The 14,878-nt window shown below is 69.4% G+C and carries 10 protein-coding genes and 1 tRNA gene; 4 read left to right on the top strand and 7 right to left on the bottom strand.

Annotation, left to right across the window (positions count from 1 at the left end; all coding sequences use genetic code 11):
• Positions 1-41 precede the first annotated feature (41 nt).
• The 3 genes from B5F73_RS08545 to B5F73_RS08535 are packed head-to-tail and all read right to left on the bottom strand — an operon-like array spanning position 42 to position 3,334.
• A complete protein-coding gene (locus B5F73_RS08545; protein ID WP_087227817.1) occupies positions 42-1,397 on the bottom strand; it encodes a histidine kinase in 1,356 nt (451 codons plus the stop codon).
• Complete coding sequence (locus B5F73_RS08540) at positions 1,397-2,692, bottom strand: hypothetical protein (RefSeq protein ID WP_204206304.1); 1,296 nt, start codon at positions 2,690-2,692, stop codon at positions 1,397-1,399. Before B5F73_RS08540 ends, B5F73_RS08545 begins: the two co-directional genes overlap by 1 nt.
• A gap of 3 nt (positions 2,693-2,695) precedes the next feature.
• Positions 2,696-3,334, bottom strand: coding sequence for a QueT transporter family protein (locus B5F73_RS08535; RefSeq protein WP_239379851.1), 639 nt, complete (start codon positions 3,332-3,334; stop codon positions 2,696-2,698).
• Between the two features lie 221 nt (positions 3,335-3,555).
• On the opposite strand from B5F73_RS08535, the gene B5F73_RS08530 reads away from it, so the two are divergent.
• A complete protein-coding gene (locus B5F73_RS08530; protein WP_087227816.1) occupies positions 3,556-5,706 on the top strand; it encodes a MurT ligase domain-containing protein in 2,151 nt (716 codons plus the stop codon).
• 223 nt (positions 5,707-5,929) lie between these two features.
• Here the strand turns inward: B5F73_RS08530 and nifJ are convergent, their stop codons facing one another.
• From nifJ to purH, 4 genes are all read right to left on the bottom strand, one after another.
• Entirely contained in the window at positions 5,930-9,466 is a 3,537-nt protein-coding gene (gene nifJ, locus B5F73_RS08525; protein ID WP_087227815.1) for a pyruvate:ferredoxin (flavodoxin) oxidoreductase, read from the bottom strand.
• 180 nt (positions 9,467-9,646) lie between these two features.
• Positions 9,647-10,309 (bottom strand): hypothetical protein, encoded by a 663-nt coding sequence (locus tag B5F73_RS08520; RefSeq protein WP_087227814.1) that lies wholly within the window; start codon positions 10,307-10,309, stop codon positions 9,647-9,649.
• 52 nt (positions 10,310-10,361) lie between these two features.
• Positions 10,362-11,060 (bottom strand): hypothetical protein, encoded by a 699-nt coding sequence (locus tag B5F73_RS08515; RefSeq protein WP_087227813.1) that lies wholly within the window; start codon positions 11,058-11,060, stop codon positions 10,362-10,364.
• Between the two features lie 322 nt (positions 11,061-11,382).
• The gene (gene purH / locus B5F73_RS08510) at positions 11,383-13,020 is read right to left on the bottom strand and encodes a bifunctional phosphoribosylaminoimidazolecarboxamide formyltransferase/IMP cyclohydrolase (protein WP_087227812.1); all 1,638 of its coding nucleotides are present in this window, start codon (positions 13,018-13,020) and stop codon (positions 11,383-11,385) included.
• 69 nt (positions 13,021-13,089) lie between these two features.
• On the opposite strand from purH, the gene B5F73_RS08505 reads away from it, so the two are divergent.
• The 3 genes from B5F73_RS08505 to B5F73_RS08495 all read left to right on the top strand — a co-directional run bounded on the left by B5F73_RS08505 (position 13,090) and on the right by B5F73_RS08495 (position 14,831).
• Positions 13,090-13,740 carry a GNAT family N-acetyltransferase gene (locus B5F73_RS08505; RefSeq protein WP_087227811.1) on the top strand — a complete coding sequence of 217 codons (651 nt, stop codon included), beginning with the start codon at positions 13,090-13,092 and terminating at the stop codon, positions 13,738-13,740.
• Positions 13,740-14,690 (top strand): tRNA glutamyl-Q(34) synthetase GluQRS, encoded by a 951-nt coding sequence (gluQRS, locus tag B5F73_RS08500; RefSeq protein ID WP_255376246.1) that lies wholly within the window; start codon positions 13,740-13,742, stop codon positions 14,688-14,690. The genes B5F73_RS08505 and gluQRS overlap by 1 nt, the downstream gene beginning before the upstream one ends.
• Positions 14,691-14,739: 49 nt before the next feature.
• Positions 14,740-14,831 (top strand) — tRNA-Ser (locus tag B5F73_RS08495).
• Positions 14,832-14,878: the final 47 nt, after the last annotated feature.

Genomic DNA, 14,878 nt, shown 5'->3' with positions numbered 1-14,878 from the left:
CTTCGTGTCCGTCCCGCCGGCGTCTGGCGGCAAGGTACATCCTACTCGCTCTCGCGGCGAAGCGCCACGAGCCTGTTCCTGCCACCCACGAGCCTCAGGGTGACGCACGTCCCCTCGCCCGGCTTGGAGACGATCTCCACGCCGGACCCCACGCCGAAGAAGCGCTCGACGCGCTCGGCGACGTTGCGCAGCGCCATGCCCGTGCCCTGACCGGGCGCCGAGCTCTCGCGGGGCTCCGCCGCCGCGGCGAGCAGACGGTCCGCGACCGCCTTGTCCATGCCGAGGCCATCGTCGACCACGGCGATAAGAATATCATCACCATCGGTCGCGACCTGGATGTCGATGTTGAGGGGGCCCTCGTCGCGCATGGCGTGACGCACCGCGTTCTCAACGATAGGCTGAACCAGGAACGAGGGTACGGGCAGCTCCCCGCAGCCCTCCTCGACGTGCTCGGTCTCCACGACGCGGTCCTCGCCGAAGCGCGCCTTCTCGATCTTGAGGTAGCGGCGCGTCTGCTCGAGCTCCTGCGAGAGCGGGATGAGGGTCTTCTCGGAGCTCTCCAGGGTCCTGCGATAGAAGGTCGAGAACTCGCGGAGCAGGTCGCGGGCCTTCGTGGGGTTGGTGCGGGTGAACGAGGCGATCGTGTTGAGGGTGTTGAAGAGGAAGTGCGGGTTGATCTGCGCCTGAAGGGCCTTGACCTCGGCGCGCGCCGTGAGCTCGGCCTGCCGGTCCAGCTCGTAGGAGGAGAGCTGCGTGGAGAGCAGGGTCCCCAGCCCCTCGGCGATGGCGAGCTGCGTGCGGTCTATGTCCAGGTCGCGGCGGTAGTAGAGCTTGACGGTCCCGATCGCCCGGTCCTGCACGAGCAGCGGAACGATCATGCCAAAGACGTGGCCGTCGCGGCGGCGTCCGATCGAGAAGCGCCGCACGTCCTGGCTCTCCTGGTCGACCGAGACGAACGTCTCCATGCGCTTGCTCTCCAGCACCTCCAGAGTCGGCTTGGCGTTGGGAGTGCCGGGGACGAACGGGGTGTCGACCATCCCCTCCAGCGCAAGGACCTTGGAGGTGTCGGTGATGGCGATGCCGATCGCGCTCGTCTCGGGGAGCAGGAGCGCGCAGAGGGCGCGGGCGTTCTCCTCGGTGAGGCCGCCGTGCAGGTGGGCGAGCGTGCCCGTGGCGACGCGCAGGGTGCGCTCGGTCGCCTCGGAGCGGGTGTCCTCGGGCGAGAGGTTGACGGCGCCGCCGAGGACGATCACCGCGGCAAAGCCGCAGCCCACGAGCACAGCAACCGCCATCATTCCGTCATTCACGCTTCTGACCAGGGCAAAGGAAAGAGCCACCGCGCAGGCGATAAGAACGCCTCCGGCGACCCAGCCCGTGATCCGGCTGCGCACGCCCATCAGATCGCACCTCCCTGGACGGGGAAGGCCCCCGTGTCGGCCAACGGGTCCGCCTCGGGGGCGGGTGCCGGGGCGACGGGCGGCGCGGCGGGCGCCACCTGCCCCGTGCTCAGGATCGCGGACGCGATCACGCGGTCGCCCCAGAGCGCCTGGACGATCGTGGGCCAGACCATCGCGAACGAGAGGTACCGCGAGCTCGCGGAGCGGGCGAACCGGTCCGCGTCATAGCGCCCCTTGGTGAGGATGCGCAGGTACGCGAGGCGGTCGGGACCGGTGATGAAGCGGCGCAGCGCCGTGCGGAACACGCGGCGGCGCACCTCCGGGAAGAGCCACGGCGCCGGGTAGGGCATGAGCGACTCGTAGGTAATCGTCCGCAGGTCGCGGCGGGCGTTCATGGCGTCGAGCTTGCGGTACCCGTAGAGCCAGCGATGCACGTCCTGCATGAACAGCGACGGCGCGCCGGCCATCTCCTCGGGCGGGTTGGCCTGGACGTACCACTCGTTGTCAAACCAGACGTCCATGCCGTTGGCGCGCAGGTCGAGCACGTAGTCGAGGTCCTCGCCGCGCGTGATGTAGGGATCGAAGGGAACCTTCGAGAAGGCCGCGGCGTGCAGCGCGCAGCACCCGCCGCACATGTGGTTGGAGCGCGTGATGCGCGACGAGCTCGTCTGGGCACGCTCCATCACGCGGTTGAAGTCGGCGGCCTTGGTCCAGTACTTCTCGCTCCACGCCCCGGAGGGCTCGGCGTAGGGACTGCCCAGCGCGTCCACGAAGAAGCCGCTCTTGACGAGGACCGGCAGGTTCTGGCGCGTGAGCGAGCCCAGGCCCCAGACGGCCCTGGTGAGGAAGTCCGACCCCGTCGCGACCTCGTCGTCGTCGAGGAAGACCACCACGTCGTGACCCAGGGCCGCGGCGACGGCAAGGCCCATGTTGCGTATGGCCCCGTAGCCGCGCAGCGACACGGTCTCCCCCGCCACGTGATGCGCCATGCGGCCCACCGCGCGCTCGACGTGCGCCGCCTCCTGGCTTCCGATCACGAGCGGGTTGAGGTCGGCATGGGCGCGGCAGATGCTGTTCACGCGGGCGCGCGCCGCCTCCTCGCAGGACTTTGGGGCGACCACGAGTACGATGACGCGCAGCACGCCGCTCACCTGCTCGAGCGATGAGAGGCAGACCTCGAGCTCGGGGAGGGGCTTGTCGATCGGCGTGGTGTAGTCGTACACCCCGCGCTCGCCGAGGGCGCCGGGACGCGCGCTGCGGTCCCAGAAGGACGGGATGACGACGACGGGATTCACGCGCTAGTCCCTCCCGGCGGGCGCGGGGGCGGCGTCCCCCTCGGAGAGCTCGCGCGCGAGCGGGGTGCGCGAGAGGGCGCGGAAGAGCGGCATGCCCAGCGCGTACATGACCACGGCCTCGCCCGCGCCGGTGGCGAGCAGGCCAAACAGGTACATGGCGGGATAGGCCCCGTCGAGCGCGATGGTGGTGAACGGGATCGTGTAGAAGCCGATGCCCTGCAGCATGAGCGGGAGGTAGGCGGGGACGATGAGCGCGTTGGCGATCACGGGCCCCATGAGCGCGAGGGCGGGGCGGCGGCGGTTGCGCCAGGTGAACCAGGCGCCCAGGACCGTGGCAAGGCTGCCGAAGACCACGTCGAGCATGCCGAGCATGCCGGTGCCGGAGAGCACGATGTTGGCCAGGTTGGCGATGACGCAGCCGAGCGCGAGGCCCGGGACGGCGTCGGCCGTGAACAGGGCGAGGACGCAGACCGCCTCGGAGACGCGGAACTGGACCGGGCCCCAGGCCAGGCTGCCGAGGAAGAGCAGGGACGCGAGGGTGAGCGCGGCGTAGACCGCGGCGATCATGCCGATCCGCGCGACGCGGCGGGCATGGGCGACGGACGGGTCGGCGGGGTGCGTGAGGGTGTTGTGCTGCTCCATGGTTCTCTCTTCTCTGTCGGAGGGCTTTGCTGGATGCCCGCGCGCGGGCATGACGAACCCACGACAAGCGGGATCCCGGTGGAAAGCACTCCAAAAGAAGCATCCCCGTGGGCACGACAGGACTGATACTAGCAGAGTTGCACCCCGTGGTCGCAGCATGGGGCGCCGCCGCGGGGCGCTATAGTAGTGCTGCTACCCGACGCCCCCGCGGAAGGAGACCCATGAAGCTGCGCGTGACCCTCGCCCGCCTCGCCGCCGCGTCGGCGCACTGGGGCACCACCAGGCTCCTCCATCGCGGCGGGGGCAACGTCCCGGGCGCCGTGGCCCTGCGCGTGGACCCCAACGTCATCGCCGAGCTCGCCGGCTCGCTCTCCCCCCGGCTCGTGGTCACGGGCACCAACGGGAAGACGACCACGACCGGCCTGCTCGCCGACGCACTCTGCGGCCCCGGGCGCAACGTCGTGTGCAACCGCGCCGGCAACAACATGGAGTCCGGCATCGCCGCGGCCCTGGTGCTCGCGGGCGAGAAGAGCGGCGGGCGCGCGGGCTGCTTCGAGTGCGACGAGCTCTACACCGTGCGCGTGCTGCCGGCGCTGCGACCGGACGCGCTCGTCCTGCTCAACCTCTTCCGCGACCAGCTCGACCGCTACGGGGAAATCGACCACACCCAGGACGTGATAGCCGAGGCCCTGCGCCGCTCCCCCGAGACCGCGCTCGTGTTCAACGCCGACGACCCGCTGTGCGCGGCGATCGCCGACCGCGTGGACAACCCCGGCCTGCCCTTTGGCATAGACGAGCCCACCGACCTCGAGGCCGACCGCATCTCCGACAGCCGCTTCTGCGCACGCTGCAACACGGGCCTTGAGTACGACTACGTGCACTACGGCCAGCTGGGGCGCTACCGCTGCCCCGCGTGCGGCTGGGAGCGCCCCGCTCTCGCGTTCGCCGCCGTGAACGTGCGTCTGACCTGCGGCGGGTTTGAGTTCGACGTGGAGGACCGCCGCGGGGCGGAGGTGGTCCGCCACCACGTGCGGACCCGCTACAGCGGCCTCTACATGGTCTACAACGTGATGGCGGCCCTGGCCGGGTGCCTCGCCGCGGGCGGGGACGCCGCGCGCTTCCAGGAGGTGCTCGACGCCTACGAGCCCGCGAGCGGGCGCGGCAAGGTGTTCTCGCTCGACGGCGGGCGCGAGGTCGTCTCCAACCTGGCGAAGAACCCGACGGGCTTCAACCGGATGATCCAGCAGGCGCGCGCCGAGGACGGCCGCTACCTCGCCCTCTTCCTGAACGACAACGACGCCGACGGCCATGACGTCTCCTGGATCTGGGACATCGACCTCGAGCGACTGCGCGACCTCTCCGACCTGCGGCTCGTTTGCGTGGGCGGCACGCGCCGCGAGGACATGGCCGTGCGCGTGAAGTACGCGGAGCTGGGTGCGCCGATCGAGCTCGTCGACGACGTCGAGGGCGCCGTCGCCCTGCTGCCCGAAGGCGAGAGGCTCCACGTGATCGCCAACTACACCGCCTTCCCGCCCGTCGTCGCCGACCTCGAGCGCCTCGCCGGGGCGGGGGCCGCGCCCGCAGCCCGGGCATCCGTCGCGACCCCGCCTGCCGAGCGAGGGGACGTCCCGGATGTCGCGCTTGAGCGCCCGCTGCGCGTCGTCCACCTCTATCCCGACGCCCTCAACCTCTACGGCGACGGCGGCAACATCGCCTCGCTCGCCAAGCGCTGCGCCTGGCGCGGCATCCCCTGCCGCGTGGACCAGGTCCTCATGGGCCAAGAGCTCGACCTCTCCGACGCTGACGTCGTCCTGCTCGGTGGCGGCGCAGACCGCGACCAGCTCGCGGTCTGTCACGAGCTCCAGAAGCAGCGCGAGAAGCTCGCCGCGTACGTGGCCGACGGCGGGGTCCTTCTCGCCATCTGTGGTGGCTACCAACTGCTGGGCCACTCCTACATGATGGGCTCCGAGCGGGTCGAGGGCCTGCACGTCCTGGACCTCGAGACCGTTGCCGGCGACACGCGCCTGATCGGCAACGTGGCAATCGAGTCGTCGGTGTGCGACACGCCGATCGTGGGCTTTGAGAACCACGCGGGGCGGACGCTGCTCGGCGCGGGCGAGAAGCCCCTCGGGCGTGCGCTCGTCACCGGCACCGGCAATAACGGCGAGGACGGCGGCGAGGGCGTGCTGCACGGCGGCGTCGTGGGCACGTACCTGCACGGCCCCATCCTGCCCAAGAACCCCGGCGTCACCGACTGGCTCATCTCGCGCGCGCTCGAACGCCGCGGTGACGCGGTCGAGCTCGCACCGCTCGACGACGCGCTGGAGACGCTCGCCCACGATGTGGCGATGCGCATCGCCACGCGTCGGTAGGGACAGCGGCGCGAGGTTCTTCTCGCCCGTGCGACTTTTGAGGCCTCAAATCTCCGTCGAGTCCTGACGTTTTCCCAGTTGGCGGAAAAAATCACGTGACTTTTGCGGCCTCAAAAGTCATGCGGGGCGAGAAGGACCTCTGGGTGGTACGTGCCCGCAACACAAAGCGGCCCCCGGCAGTGCCGGGGGCCGCAGCTTTCGCGATCAGCTCAGCGAGAAGAACTTACGCCTCGGCGTAGAGGTCCTTGAGCTTGAGCAGGTGCGCGTAGCGAGCCATGGCGGCCTCCTCGTTCTGGGCGAAGAGCTCCTTGGCGCGCTCGGGGAAGGAGCGGGTGAGCGAGGTGTAGCGGGCCTCGTTCATCAGGAAGTCCTGGTACCCGCCAGCCGGCTCCTTGGAGTCGAGCGTAAACTTCTTGCCCGTGGGGGCAGCCGGGTTGAAGCGGAAGAGGTTCCAGTAGCCGCACTCCACGGCCTTCTTCATCTCCATCTGGCAGTTCTGCATGCCGCCGCCCTTGATGGAGTGCATCTCGCACGGGCTGTAGCCGATGATCAGCGACGGGCCGTCGTAGTTCACGGCCTCGTGGATGGCCTTGAGCGTCTGGTTCATGTTGGCGCCCATGGCGACCTGGGCCACGTAGACGTAGCCGTAGGACATGGCGATCTCGGCGAGGCTCTTCTTCTTGGTCACCTTGCCGGAGGCCGCGAACTGGGCCACCTGGCCGATGTTGGAGGCCTTGGAGGCCTGGCCGCCGGTGTTGGAGTAGACCTCGGTGTCAAAGACGAAGACGTTCACGTTGTTGCCGGAGGCGAGGACGTGATCGAGGCCGCCGAAGCCGATGTCATACGCCCAGCCGTCGCCGCCGAAGATCCAGAAGGCCTTCTTGGTGAGGTAGGCCTTGTCGGCGAGGACAGCCTTGGCGGTCTCGCAGTCGCTCTTCTCGAGCTCGGCGACGTAGGCGGCGGCAGCCGTCTTGCTGGCCTCGGTGTCCTTGCGGGCCTCGAGCCAGGCGGTCGCGGCCTCCTTCAGGGCCTCGGAGGCCTTGTCGCACTGGAGGATCTTCTCGGTCTCGGCGACGATCTTCTCCTGGACGGCGTCATAGCCGAGGGCGAGACCCAGGCCGTGCTCGGCGTTGTCCTCGAAGAGGGAGTTGTTCCACGCCGGGCCGTGGCCGCACTCGTTGACCGTGAAGGGCGAGGTGGCAGCGGGGTTGCCCCAGATGGAGGAGCAGCCGGTGGCGTTGGAGATGAACATGCGGTCACCGCAGACCTGCGTGACGAGGCGCGCGTAGGCGGTCTCGGCGCAGCCGGCGCAGGAGCCGGAGAACTCGAGGTAGGGCTTAGCGAACTGGCTGCCCTTGACGTTGGCAGCGACGAGCTCCTTCTTCTCGGAGACCTTGTTCACCGCGTAGTCCCACACCGGAGCCTGGTCGAGCTCGGACTCCTGCGGCACCATCTCGAGGGCGCCCTTCGGGCAGACCTTGACGCAGTTGGTGCAGCCCATGCAGTCGAGCGGGGACACGGCCATGGTGAAGGTGAGGCCGGAGTTCTTGGGAACCATGACGTCGATGCGGCGCATCTCCTCGGGAGCGGCGGCCTGCTCGTCGGCGTTCATGACAATCGGACGGATCGTGGCGTGCGGGCACACGAACGAGCACTGGTTGCACTGGATGCACTTGGACTCGTCCCAGTGCGGCACCATGACGGCGACGCCGCGCTTCTCGTACGCGGAGGCACCGAGCTCCCACTGGCCGTCGACGACGTCGACGAACTTGGAGACGGGCAGCGAGTCGCCGTCCATGCGGTTGATCGGCTCCATGAGCTCGCGGACCTGCTTGACGATGGCCTCGCGGCCCTCGAGCGTGAGCTCGACCTTCTCGTCCTCGGCGGTCGCCCACTCGGCGGGCACCTCAAACTTGTGGTAGGCGGTGGCGCCGGCGTCGATGGCCTTCCAGTTGGCCTCGACGATGTTCTGGCCCTTCTTGGCGTAGGACTTCTCGGCGGCGTCCTTCATGTACTGGACGGCGTCCGCGGCGGGAAGGACCTGGGCCAGCGAGAAGAACGCGGACTGCAGCACCGTGTTGGTGCGCTTGCCCATGCCGACCTTCTCGGCGAGGTCGATGGCGTCGATCAGGTAGACGTTGATGTTGTTCTTGGCGATGTAGCGCTTGGCCTCGGCGCTGAGCTTCTCGGCGAACTCCTCGTCGGACCACTGGCAGTTCACCAGGAACGTGCCGCCCGGCTTGACGTCGCGAACCATGGGGAAGTTCTTGACGATGTAGGACGGGTTGTGGCAGGCCACGAAGTTGGCCTTGTTGATGTAGTACGGCGAGCGGATCGGGGAGTCACCGAAGCGCAGGTGCGAGATCGTGACGCCGCCGGTCTTCTTGGAGTCGTACTGGAAGTAGGCCTGGACGTACTTGTCGGTGTGGTCGCCGATGATCTTGATGGAGTTCTTGTTGGCGCCGACGGTGCCGTCGCCGCCGAGACCCCAGAACTTGCACTCGATCGTGGACGGGTCGGCCGTGTTGGGGGCGTCCGGGTCCATGGGGAGGGAGAGGTTGGTGACGTCGTCCACGATGCCGATGGTGAACTCGCGGGCGGGGGCGTCCTTCTCGAGCTCCTTGTAGACGGCGAAGGCAGCCGCGGGGGGCTCATCCTTGGAGCCAAGGCCGTAGCGGCCGCCGACCACGGTGATCTCGGACTTGCCGGCCTCGTAGAGGGCGGTGATGACGTCCTGGTAGAGGGGCTCGCCGATGGAGCCGGGCTCCTTGGTGCGGTCCAGGACGGCGATCTTCTTGACGGTCGCGGGCAGCGCGGCCACGAAGTCCTCGACGGACCACGGGCGGTAGAGGCGCACCTTCACGAGGCCGACCTTCTCGCCGTGGGCGTTCAGGTAGTCGATGACCTCCTCGAGGGTGTCGCAGAAGGAGCCCATGCAGACGACCACGCGGTCGGCGTCATCGGCGCCGTAGTAGTCGAAGAGGTGATAGCTCGTGCCGAGCTTCTCGTTGATCTTGTCCATGTAGGACTGGACCACGGCGGGCAGCGCCTCGTAGGCCTTGTTGCAGGCCTCGCGGTGCTGGAAGAAGATGTCGCCGTTCTCGTGGGAGCCGCGGGCGTGCGGGTGCTCCGGGTTGAGGGCGTGGTCGCGGAACGCCTGGACGGCGTCCATGTCGAGCATGTCCTTGAGGTCGTCGAAGTCCCAGACCGCGACCTTCTGGATCTCGTGGGAGGTGCGGAAGCCGTCGAAGAAGTTCAGGAACGGCACCTTGCCCTCGATGGCCGCGAGGTGGGCCACCGGCGCGAGGTCCATGACCTCCTGGACGTTGCCCTCGGCGAGCATGGCAAAGCCGGTCTGGCGGCAGGCCATGACGTCGGAGTGATCGCCAAAGATGTTGAGGGCGTGGGAGGCCACGGTACGGGCGGACACGTGGAAGACGCCCGGAAGGCCCTCGCCGGCGATCTTGTACATGTTGGGGATCATGAGGAGCAGGCCCTGCGACGCCGTGTAGGTGGTCGTGAGGGCGCCGGCGCCGAGCGAGCCGTGGACGGTGCCCGCGGCGCCCGCCTCGGACTCCATCTCGACGACCTTGACCGGGGTGCCAAAGACGTTCTTCATGCCCTGAGCGGCCCACTGGTCGACGTGGTCGGCCATGGGGCTGGACGGGGTGATCGGGTAGATGCCCGCCACCTCGGTGAACGCATACGAGACGTACGATGCCGCCTCGTTGCCGTCCATGGACTTAAACTTGCGAGCCATATCCTCTCCTTCGTAGCGATTCCAACGAATCCCTCGTGGGCGGGTCCGGCCCGTCACAGGCGCATGACGGAACGAGGCCGTGGCCCATTCACACCCATAGTACTACCCAAAATGTGCCAGTCGGGCGAGAAGGACGACGAGCGCTCGGCGAACGCGCACATCGTCCGGCCCTCCGGCGCGCTACCCGCGCATCCCCCGCCCGAAGAGCGCCCGCTCCATGTAGGGCAGGCCGTTCGCGGTGGTGTAGGGGTTGTCGGGGCTCATGTAGTGGCGCATGCGCACCGAGCGCGCGAAGTACAGCGTCCAGAAGATCGTCCACATGAGGGCCAGGACCACGAACGTCCAGTGCGTGCCCGCCTGCCAGGAGTAGCCGTAGGCCGTCCCGTCCCCGAGCGCCCCGGGGTTTGTCGTGTAGTAGACGTGGACCGCCTCCATGAGGAGGAACACGACGAGGTTGCCCGCGATGGCGATGACGCCGGCGATCTGGAAGTTGCGCAGGAAGGCCGGGTGGCGCTGGATGAGCTGGACCAGCGCGACGATGATCACCGCGGCGTAGGCGACGAGCGTGACGAGCGTGACCCAGTCGCAGGCCGCCTCGGCCATGCCCGCAATGCCGGCGCGGCCGGGGGCCATGACGCCCTCGAGCGCCCCCTCGAGCGCGGAGGGGAGGTCGGAGAGCAGGACGAAGGTCTGGATCGCCTGCAGGACGATGAAGGCGAGCAGCCCGCCCCCTATGCGGCCCCAGTCTCCGGGGGCGTTCTCGGCGGGCTGCGGCGGGCGCGGCGGCTGCTGGTCGACGGGCGACTGCGGACGGGGCGGGGCGCCCTGGGGCTGCTGCTCCATGTCATGCCTCCTTGCGACTGGTCGGCGGGGCCCTTCTCGGCCCCCTCCCACGTTACACCCGGGCGATGCCGTCGGCGCCCTCGTCTCGGTGGCGGGCGGCGTCGAGCAGGCGCGCGTAGCCGTCGGCGAGGCGCCGCGACCTCGGGCCGGGGGCGTCGGACGCGGGGACGACGCCGTGCTCGTCGGACACGAGGAACGCCTCGTCGAAGTCGGCCGCGCCGTCCATGACCGAGCGGGCGAGCGCCTCCTCGTTGGAGACGGAGACGCCCAGGGTTCGGGCGAGGTCCCTGACCAGCGACGCGGCCCCCGACGAGGGGAGGTCGCCCGACGTCCCGCAGACGAGGCGGTCGCCGCGGACCACCCAGAGAGACTCGGGCGCGACGCCCGTGCCGAGCGCCTCGACGGCGGAGCGGAGGGCGCGCTCGGCGAGCGCCGAGACGGTCGTCACCGGCAGGGGCTCGTAGGGGCCCACGGTCATGGCCGCGCGACCTGCGTCGTCGACGATGACCATGAGGACGCCGTCAGGGTAGCGGGAGGCGCCGCTCCCGAGCGTCCACTCGATGTGCTGCTTTGCCCAGGCGACGAGCTGGGGGGACACGGGAGCGTCGTCGACGACGCGCCGGGAGAGGGCGCGCAGGTGCCGGTTCTCGAGCGGCAGGGTGCGTTCTGCCAGGCGCCACCGGCACACGAGCGCGGGCGTGCCCAGGGCGAAGTCCTCCGTCCACGGAGTGTCGTTCTTCTCGGCCGGCATGCGCCCTCCCCTCGCTCGATGACGTGAGGCCCACATTCTAGCGCGGAGGCGGGGGCGGGGCCTTCCCGGAATCGCCGCCCTTGTCCGGGGCGTGTCCGGGAATCGCCGCCCTTGTCCTTGTCGCGTCTAAGAATCCGGGGGCTTGTACCGTTTGGCGGCCCTCTAATCGGACAATCCCGGCGATTTCCAGACGCACTCGGGACAAGGGGCGCGTTCTCTAGAAGCGCCCCGGACAAGGGGCACGATTCTTAGACGGCCGAGAAAAACGCCCCAGCGGGCGCGGGGCCTGCCGGGGCGCAAGAGCGGGCGAGAGGGACGCGCGCTAGTGGCGGAAGTGGCGGTTGCCGGTGAAGACCATCGCGATGCCGTGCTCGTTGCAGGCCTCGATGGACTCGTCGTCGCGCTTGGAGCCTCCGGGCTGGATGATGCAGGTCACGCCGTGCTCGGCGAGCACGTCCACGTTGTCGCGGAACGGGAAGAAGGCGTCGGACGCGCAGGCGTAGCCGCCCTTCTCGACGCCCATGCGCTCGCAGGCCTCGTCGGCGCGCTCGCAGGCGAGAAGCGCGGAGTCAACGCGGTTGGGCTGGCCCGGGCCCATGCCGATGCCGGCCTTGCCCTTGGAGACCAGGATCGCGTTGGACTTGACGCCCTTGCAGACGCGCCAGGCAAACATGAGCTCGTCCATCTCCTCCGGCGTGGGCTTGCGCTCCGTCGGGCAGGTGAAGGTCTCGGGGTCCTCGGAGACGGAGTCCACGTTCTGCAGCAGCACACCGCCGTCGATGGAGCGCAGCTCGTACTCGGCGTGGGCGCCCACGCCGCCGGTGGCCAGCACGCGCAGGTTGGGGCGCTTGGCCATGCGCTCGAGCGCCTCGGGCGTGTAGCTCGGGGCGATGATCACCTCGACGAACTGCTTGTTCTCGTCGGCGAAGTGCTCCACCAACTCGTAGGGAACCTCGCGGTTGCAGGCGATGATCCCGCCGAAGGCGCTCTTGGGGTCGCACGCGAAGGCGCGGTCGTAGGCGGTCGTGACGTCGTCGGCCACGGCGGAGCCGCAGGGGTTCTGGTGCTTGAGGATCACGCAGGCCGGGGCGTCAAACTCGCGCACGAGGTTCCACGCGGCGTCCGCGTCCAGGTAGTTGTTGTAGGAGAGCGGCTTGCCCTGGAGCTGCTCGGCGCCCACGAGCGGGTACTCGGAGGAGCCCAGCTCGGCGAAGTCGTCGGCGAAGCGGTAGACGGCGGCCGTCTGCTGGGGGTTCTCGCCGTAGCGCAGGTCGTCGACCTTCTCCAGGTAGACGCCCAGCTCGTCCGGCGTGGCGGGGGCGTCCTCGGCGTCCTCGAGCTCCTCGGGGAAGTCCTCGTCGTAGCGGTCAGCCAGCCAGTTGGCGATGGCGGCGTCGTAGCAGGCCGTGGTCTCGTAGACCTTGAGCTGCAGGTAGCGGCGCAGCTCGAGCGTGGTGCAGCCGCCCATGGCGCGCATGGTGTCCAGGACCTCGTCGTAGTCGTCGGGGTCGGAGACCACGGTCACGGAGTCGGCGTTCTTGGCCGCGGAGCGCAGCATGGAGGGGCCACCGATGTCGATGTGCTCGATGGCGTCGTCAAAGGTGACCTCGGGATTTGCCACGGTCTTCTCGAACTCGTAGAGGTTCACGACCACGAGGTCGATCATGCCGATGCCGTGCTCGGCGGCCTCGGCCATGTGGGACGGGTTGTCGCGGCGGGCGAGCAGGCCGCCGTGGACCTTGGGGTGCAGCGTCTTCACGCGGCCGTCCATCATCTCCGGGAAGCCCGTGTACTGCTCGATGGGCACCACACGGACGCCGGCCTCCTCGAGCACGCGCGCGGTGCCGCCGGTGGAGATCACCTCGACGCCAAACTCGTCCTCGAGCGCCTTGACGAAGGCGACGACGCCCGTCTTGTCCGTGACGGAGACGAGCGCCCGCTTGATGGGAGTGTCTGCCATGGCCCCTCCTTGGGTTTGAAGACGACATGATGTACCGTCGTGTCTACGATACCGCAGCTGGAGGACAACATGACGCAGACTGAAAAGTTGACGTGGCGCGCCTTCGCGCCGGACGACTTCGAGCGCGCGGCGGAGCTGCTCGGCCGCACGTGGCTGCCGGAGTTCGACGAGGCTGCCCAGCGCGCTGCGAGCCAGATCGAGCTCGCGCACTACCTGGCGCAGACCACCTGGTCGCTCGTCGCCGAGCGCGGCGGGGAGATCCTGGGCGTGGTCCTTTTGGCCGAGCGCGACCGCGAGGCCGACGAAGGGGCCGGCTGGTCCGAGCTCGAGGCGCGCCTGACGCGGGCGGCCGAGAAGGACCCCGGGCTCGCCGAGGCCGTGCGGACCGAGATGGGCGGCGTGCACGAGGAGGCCGAGCTCGAGCGCGAGTACGCCGCGACGAACCCCGTGGGCGGGGCCGCCGCCGTGAAGCTGCTGATCGTGTCGCCGGACGCCAAGGGCCTGGGCCTGGGCGGCAGGCTCTTCTCGACCGCGCTGGAGCACCTGCGCGAGACCGGGGCCGAGGGCTACCACCTGCTCACCGACGACAGCTGCGACGTTGGCTTCTACGAGCACAAGGGCCTCACGCAGGCGACGCGCCGCCGCTCGCGCGCCTACTGGCCCGGCGTGGACCCCGAGACGGACGAGTTCTACGTCTACGTCTACGAGCAGGCACTGTAGTGCGCGGACGGTTTGCTCCCACGCCCTCCGGGCGGATGCACCTGGGCAACGTCTTCGCCGCGCTGGTTGCGTGGCTCTCGGCGCGCGCCGAGGGCGGCGAGATGGTCCTGCGCATCGAGGACCTGGACCCGCGGGCCGCAAGCCACGAGCGAGCGGAGCTGCTGATCGACGACCTGCGCTGGCTGGGCCTCGACTGGGACGAGGGTCCCCTCTGGCAGAGCGGGCGCGCCGCGCTCTACGACGAGGCGATCGCGCGCCTGGACGCCGCCGGCCTCACCTACCCCTGCTTCTGCTCGCGCGCCGAGCTGCACGCCGCGAGCGCGCCGCACGCCTCCGACGGCACGCCCGTCTACGCGGGAACGTGCCGCGGACTCTCCGCCGAGGAGGTCGCGCGCCGCTCGGCCGTGCGCCCGCCCGCGACGAGGCTGCGCGTGCCCGAGGTGGGCGACCCCGCCGGCACGATCGAGTTCTCCGACCTCGCGTACGGCCCGCAGCGCGAGGTGCTCGCGCGCGAGTGCGGCGACTTTCTCGTGCGCCGCAGCGACGGCGTTGTGGCCTACCAGCTCGCGGTGGTCGTTGACGACGCGCTCATGGGCGTGACGCAGGTCGTTCGCGGGCGCGACCTTCTGGGATCGTGCGCCCGGCAGACCTACCTCGCCGGGCTTCTCGGCTGGGAGGCGCCCGAGTACGGCCACGTACCGCTTCTGGTTGCGCCGGACGGCCGGCGCCTCTCCAAGCGCGACCGCGACCTCGACCTCGGCGTCCTTCGCGAGCGCGGGGTGCGTCCGGAGCGCGTGGTGGGCGTGCTGGCCGGCGCCCTTGGCCTTGCCGAGAAGGGCTGGGAGGGGCCGGCGGCCGAGCTCGTGGGCACGTTCTCGTGGGAGCGCGTGGCGGCGCACCGGGACGACGTTGTCTGCGACGCGGAGTTTCTCGCAAAGCTGCTGGGGTAGCAGTTGTGAGTTGGCCGGTTGTGGGGTATCATTCTCTGGCACTACTTACGGAGAGCTGACCGAGAGGCCGAAGGTGCTCGCCTGCTAAGCGAGTATAGGATGCAAATCCTATCTGGGGTTCGAATCCCCAGCTCTCCGCCAGATTCTGCTGGGCCCGTCCCGCCGCGCGCGGGGCGGGCCTTTTTCGT

The organism is Olsenella sp. An270, from assembly GCF_002159735.1.
Taxonomy (GTDB): Bacteria; Actinomycetota; Coriobacteriia; order Coriobacteriales; family Atopobiaceae; genus Thermophilibacter.
The sequence above is the reverse complement of the archived record's forward strand: the minus strand, read 5'-3'. Positions and strand labels throughout refer to the sequence as shown.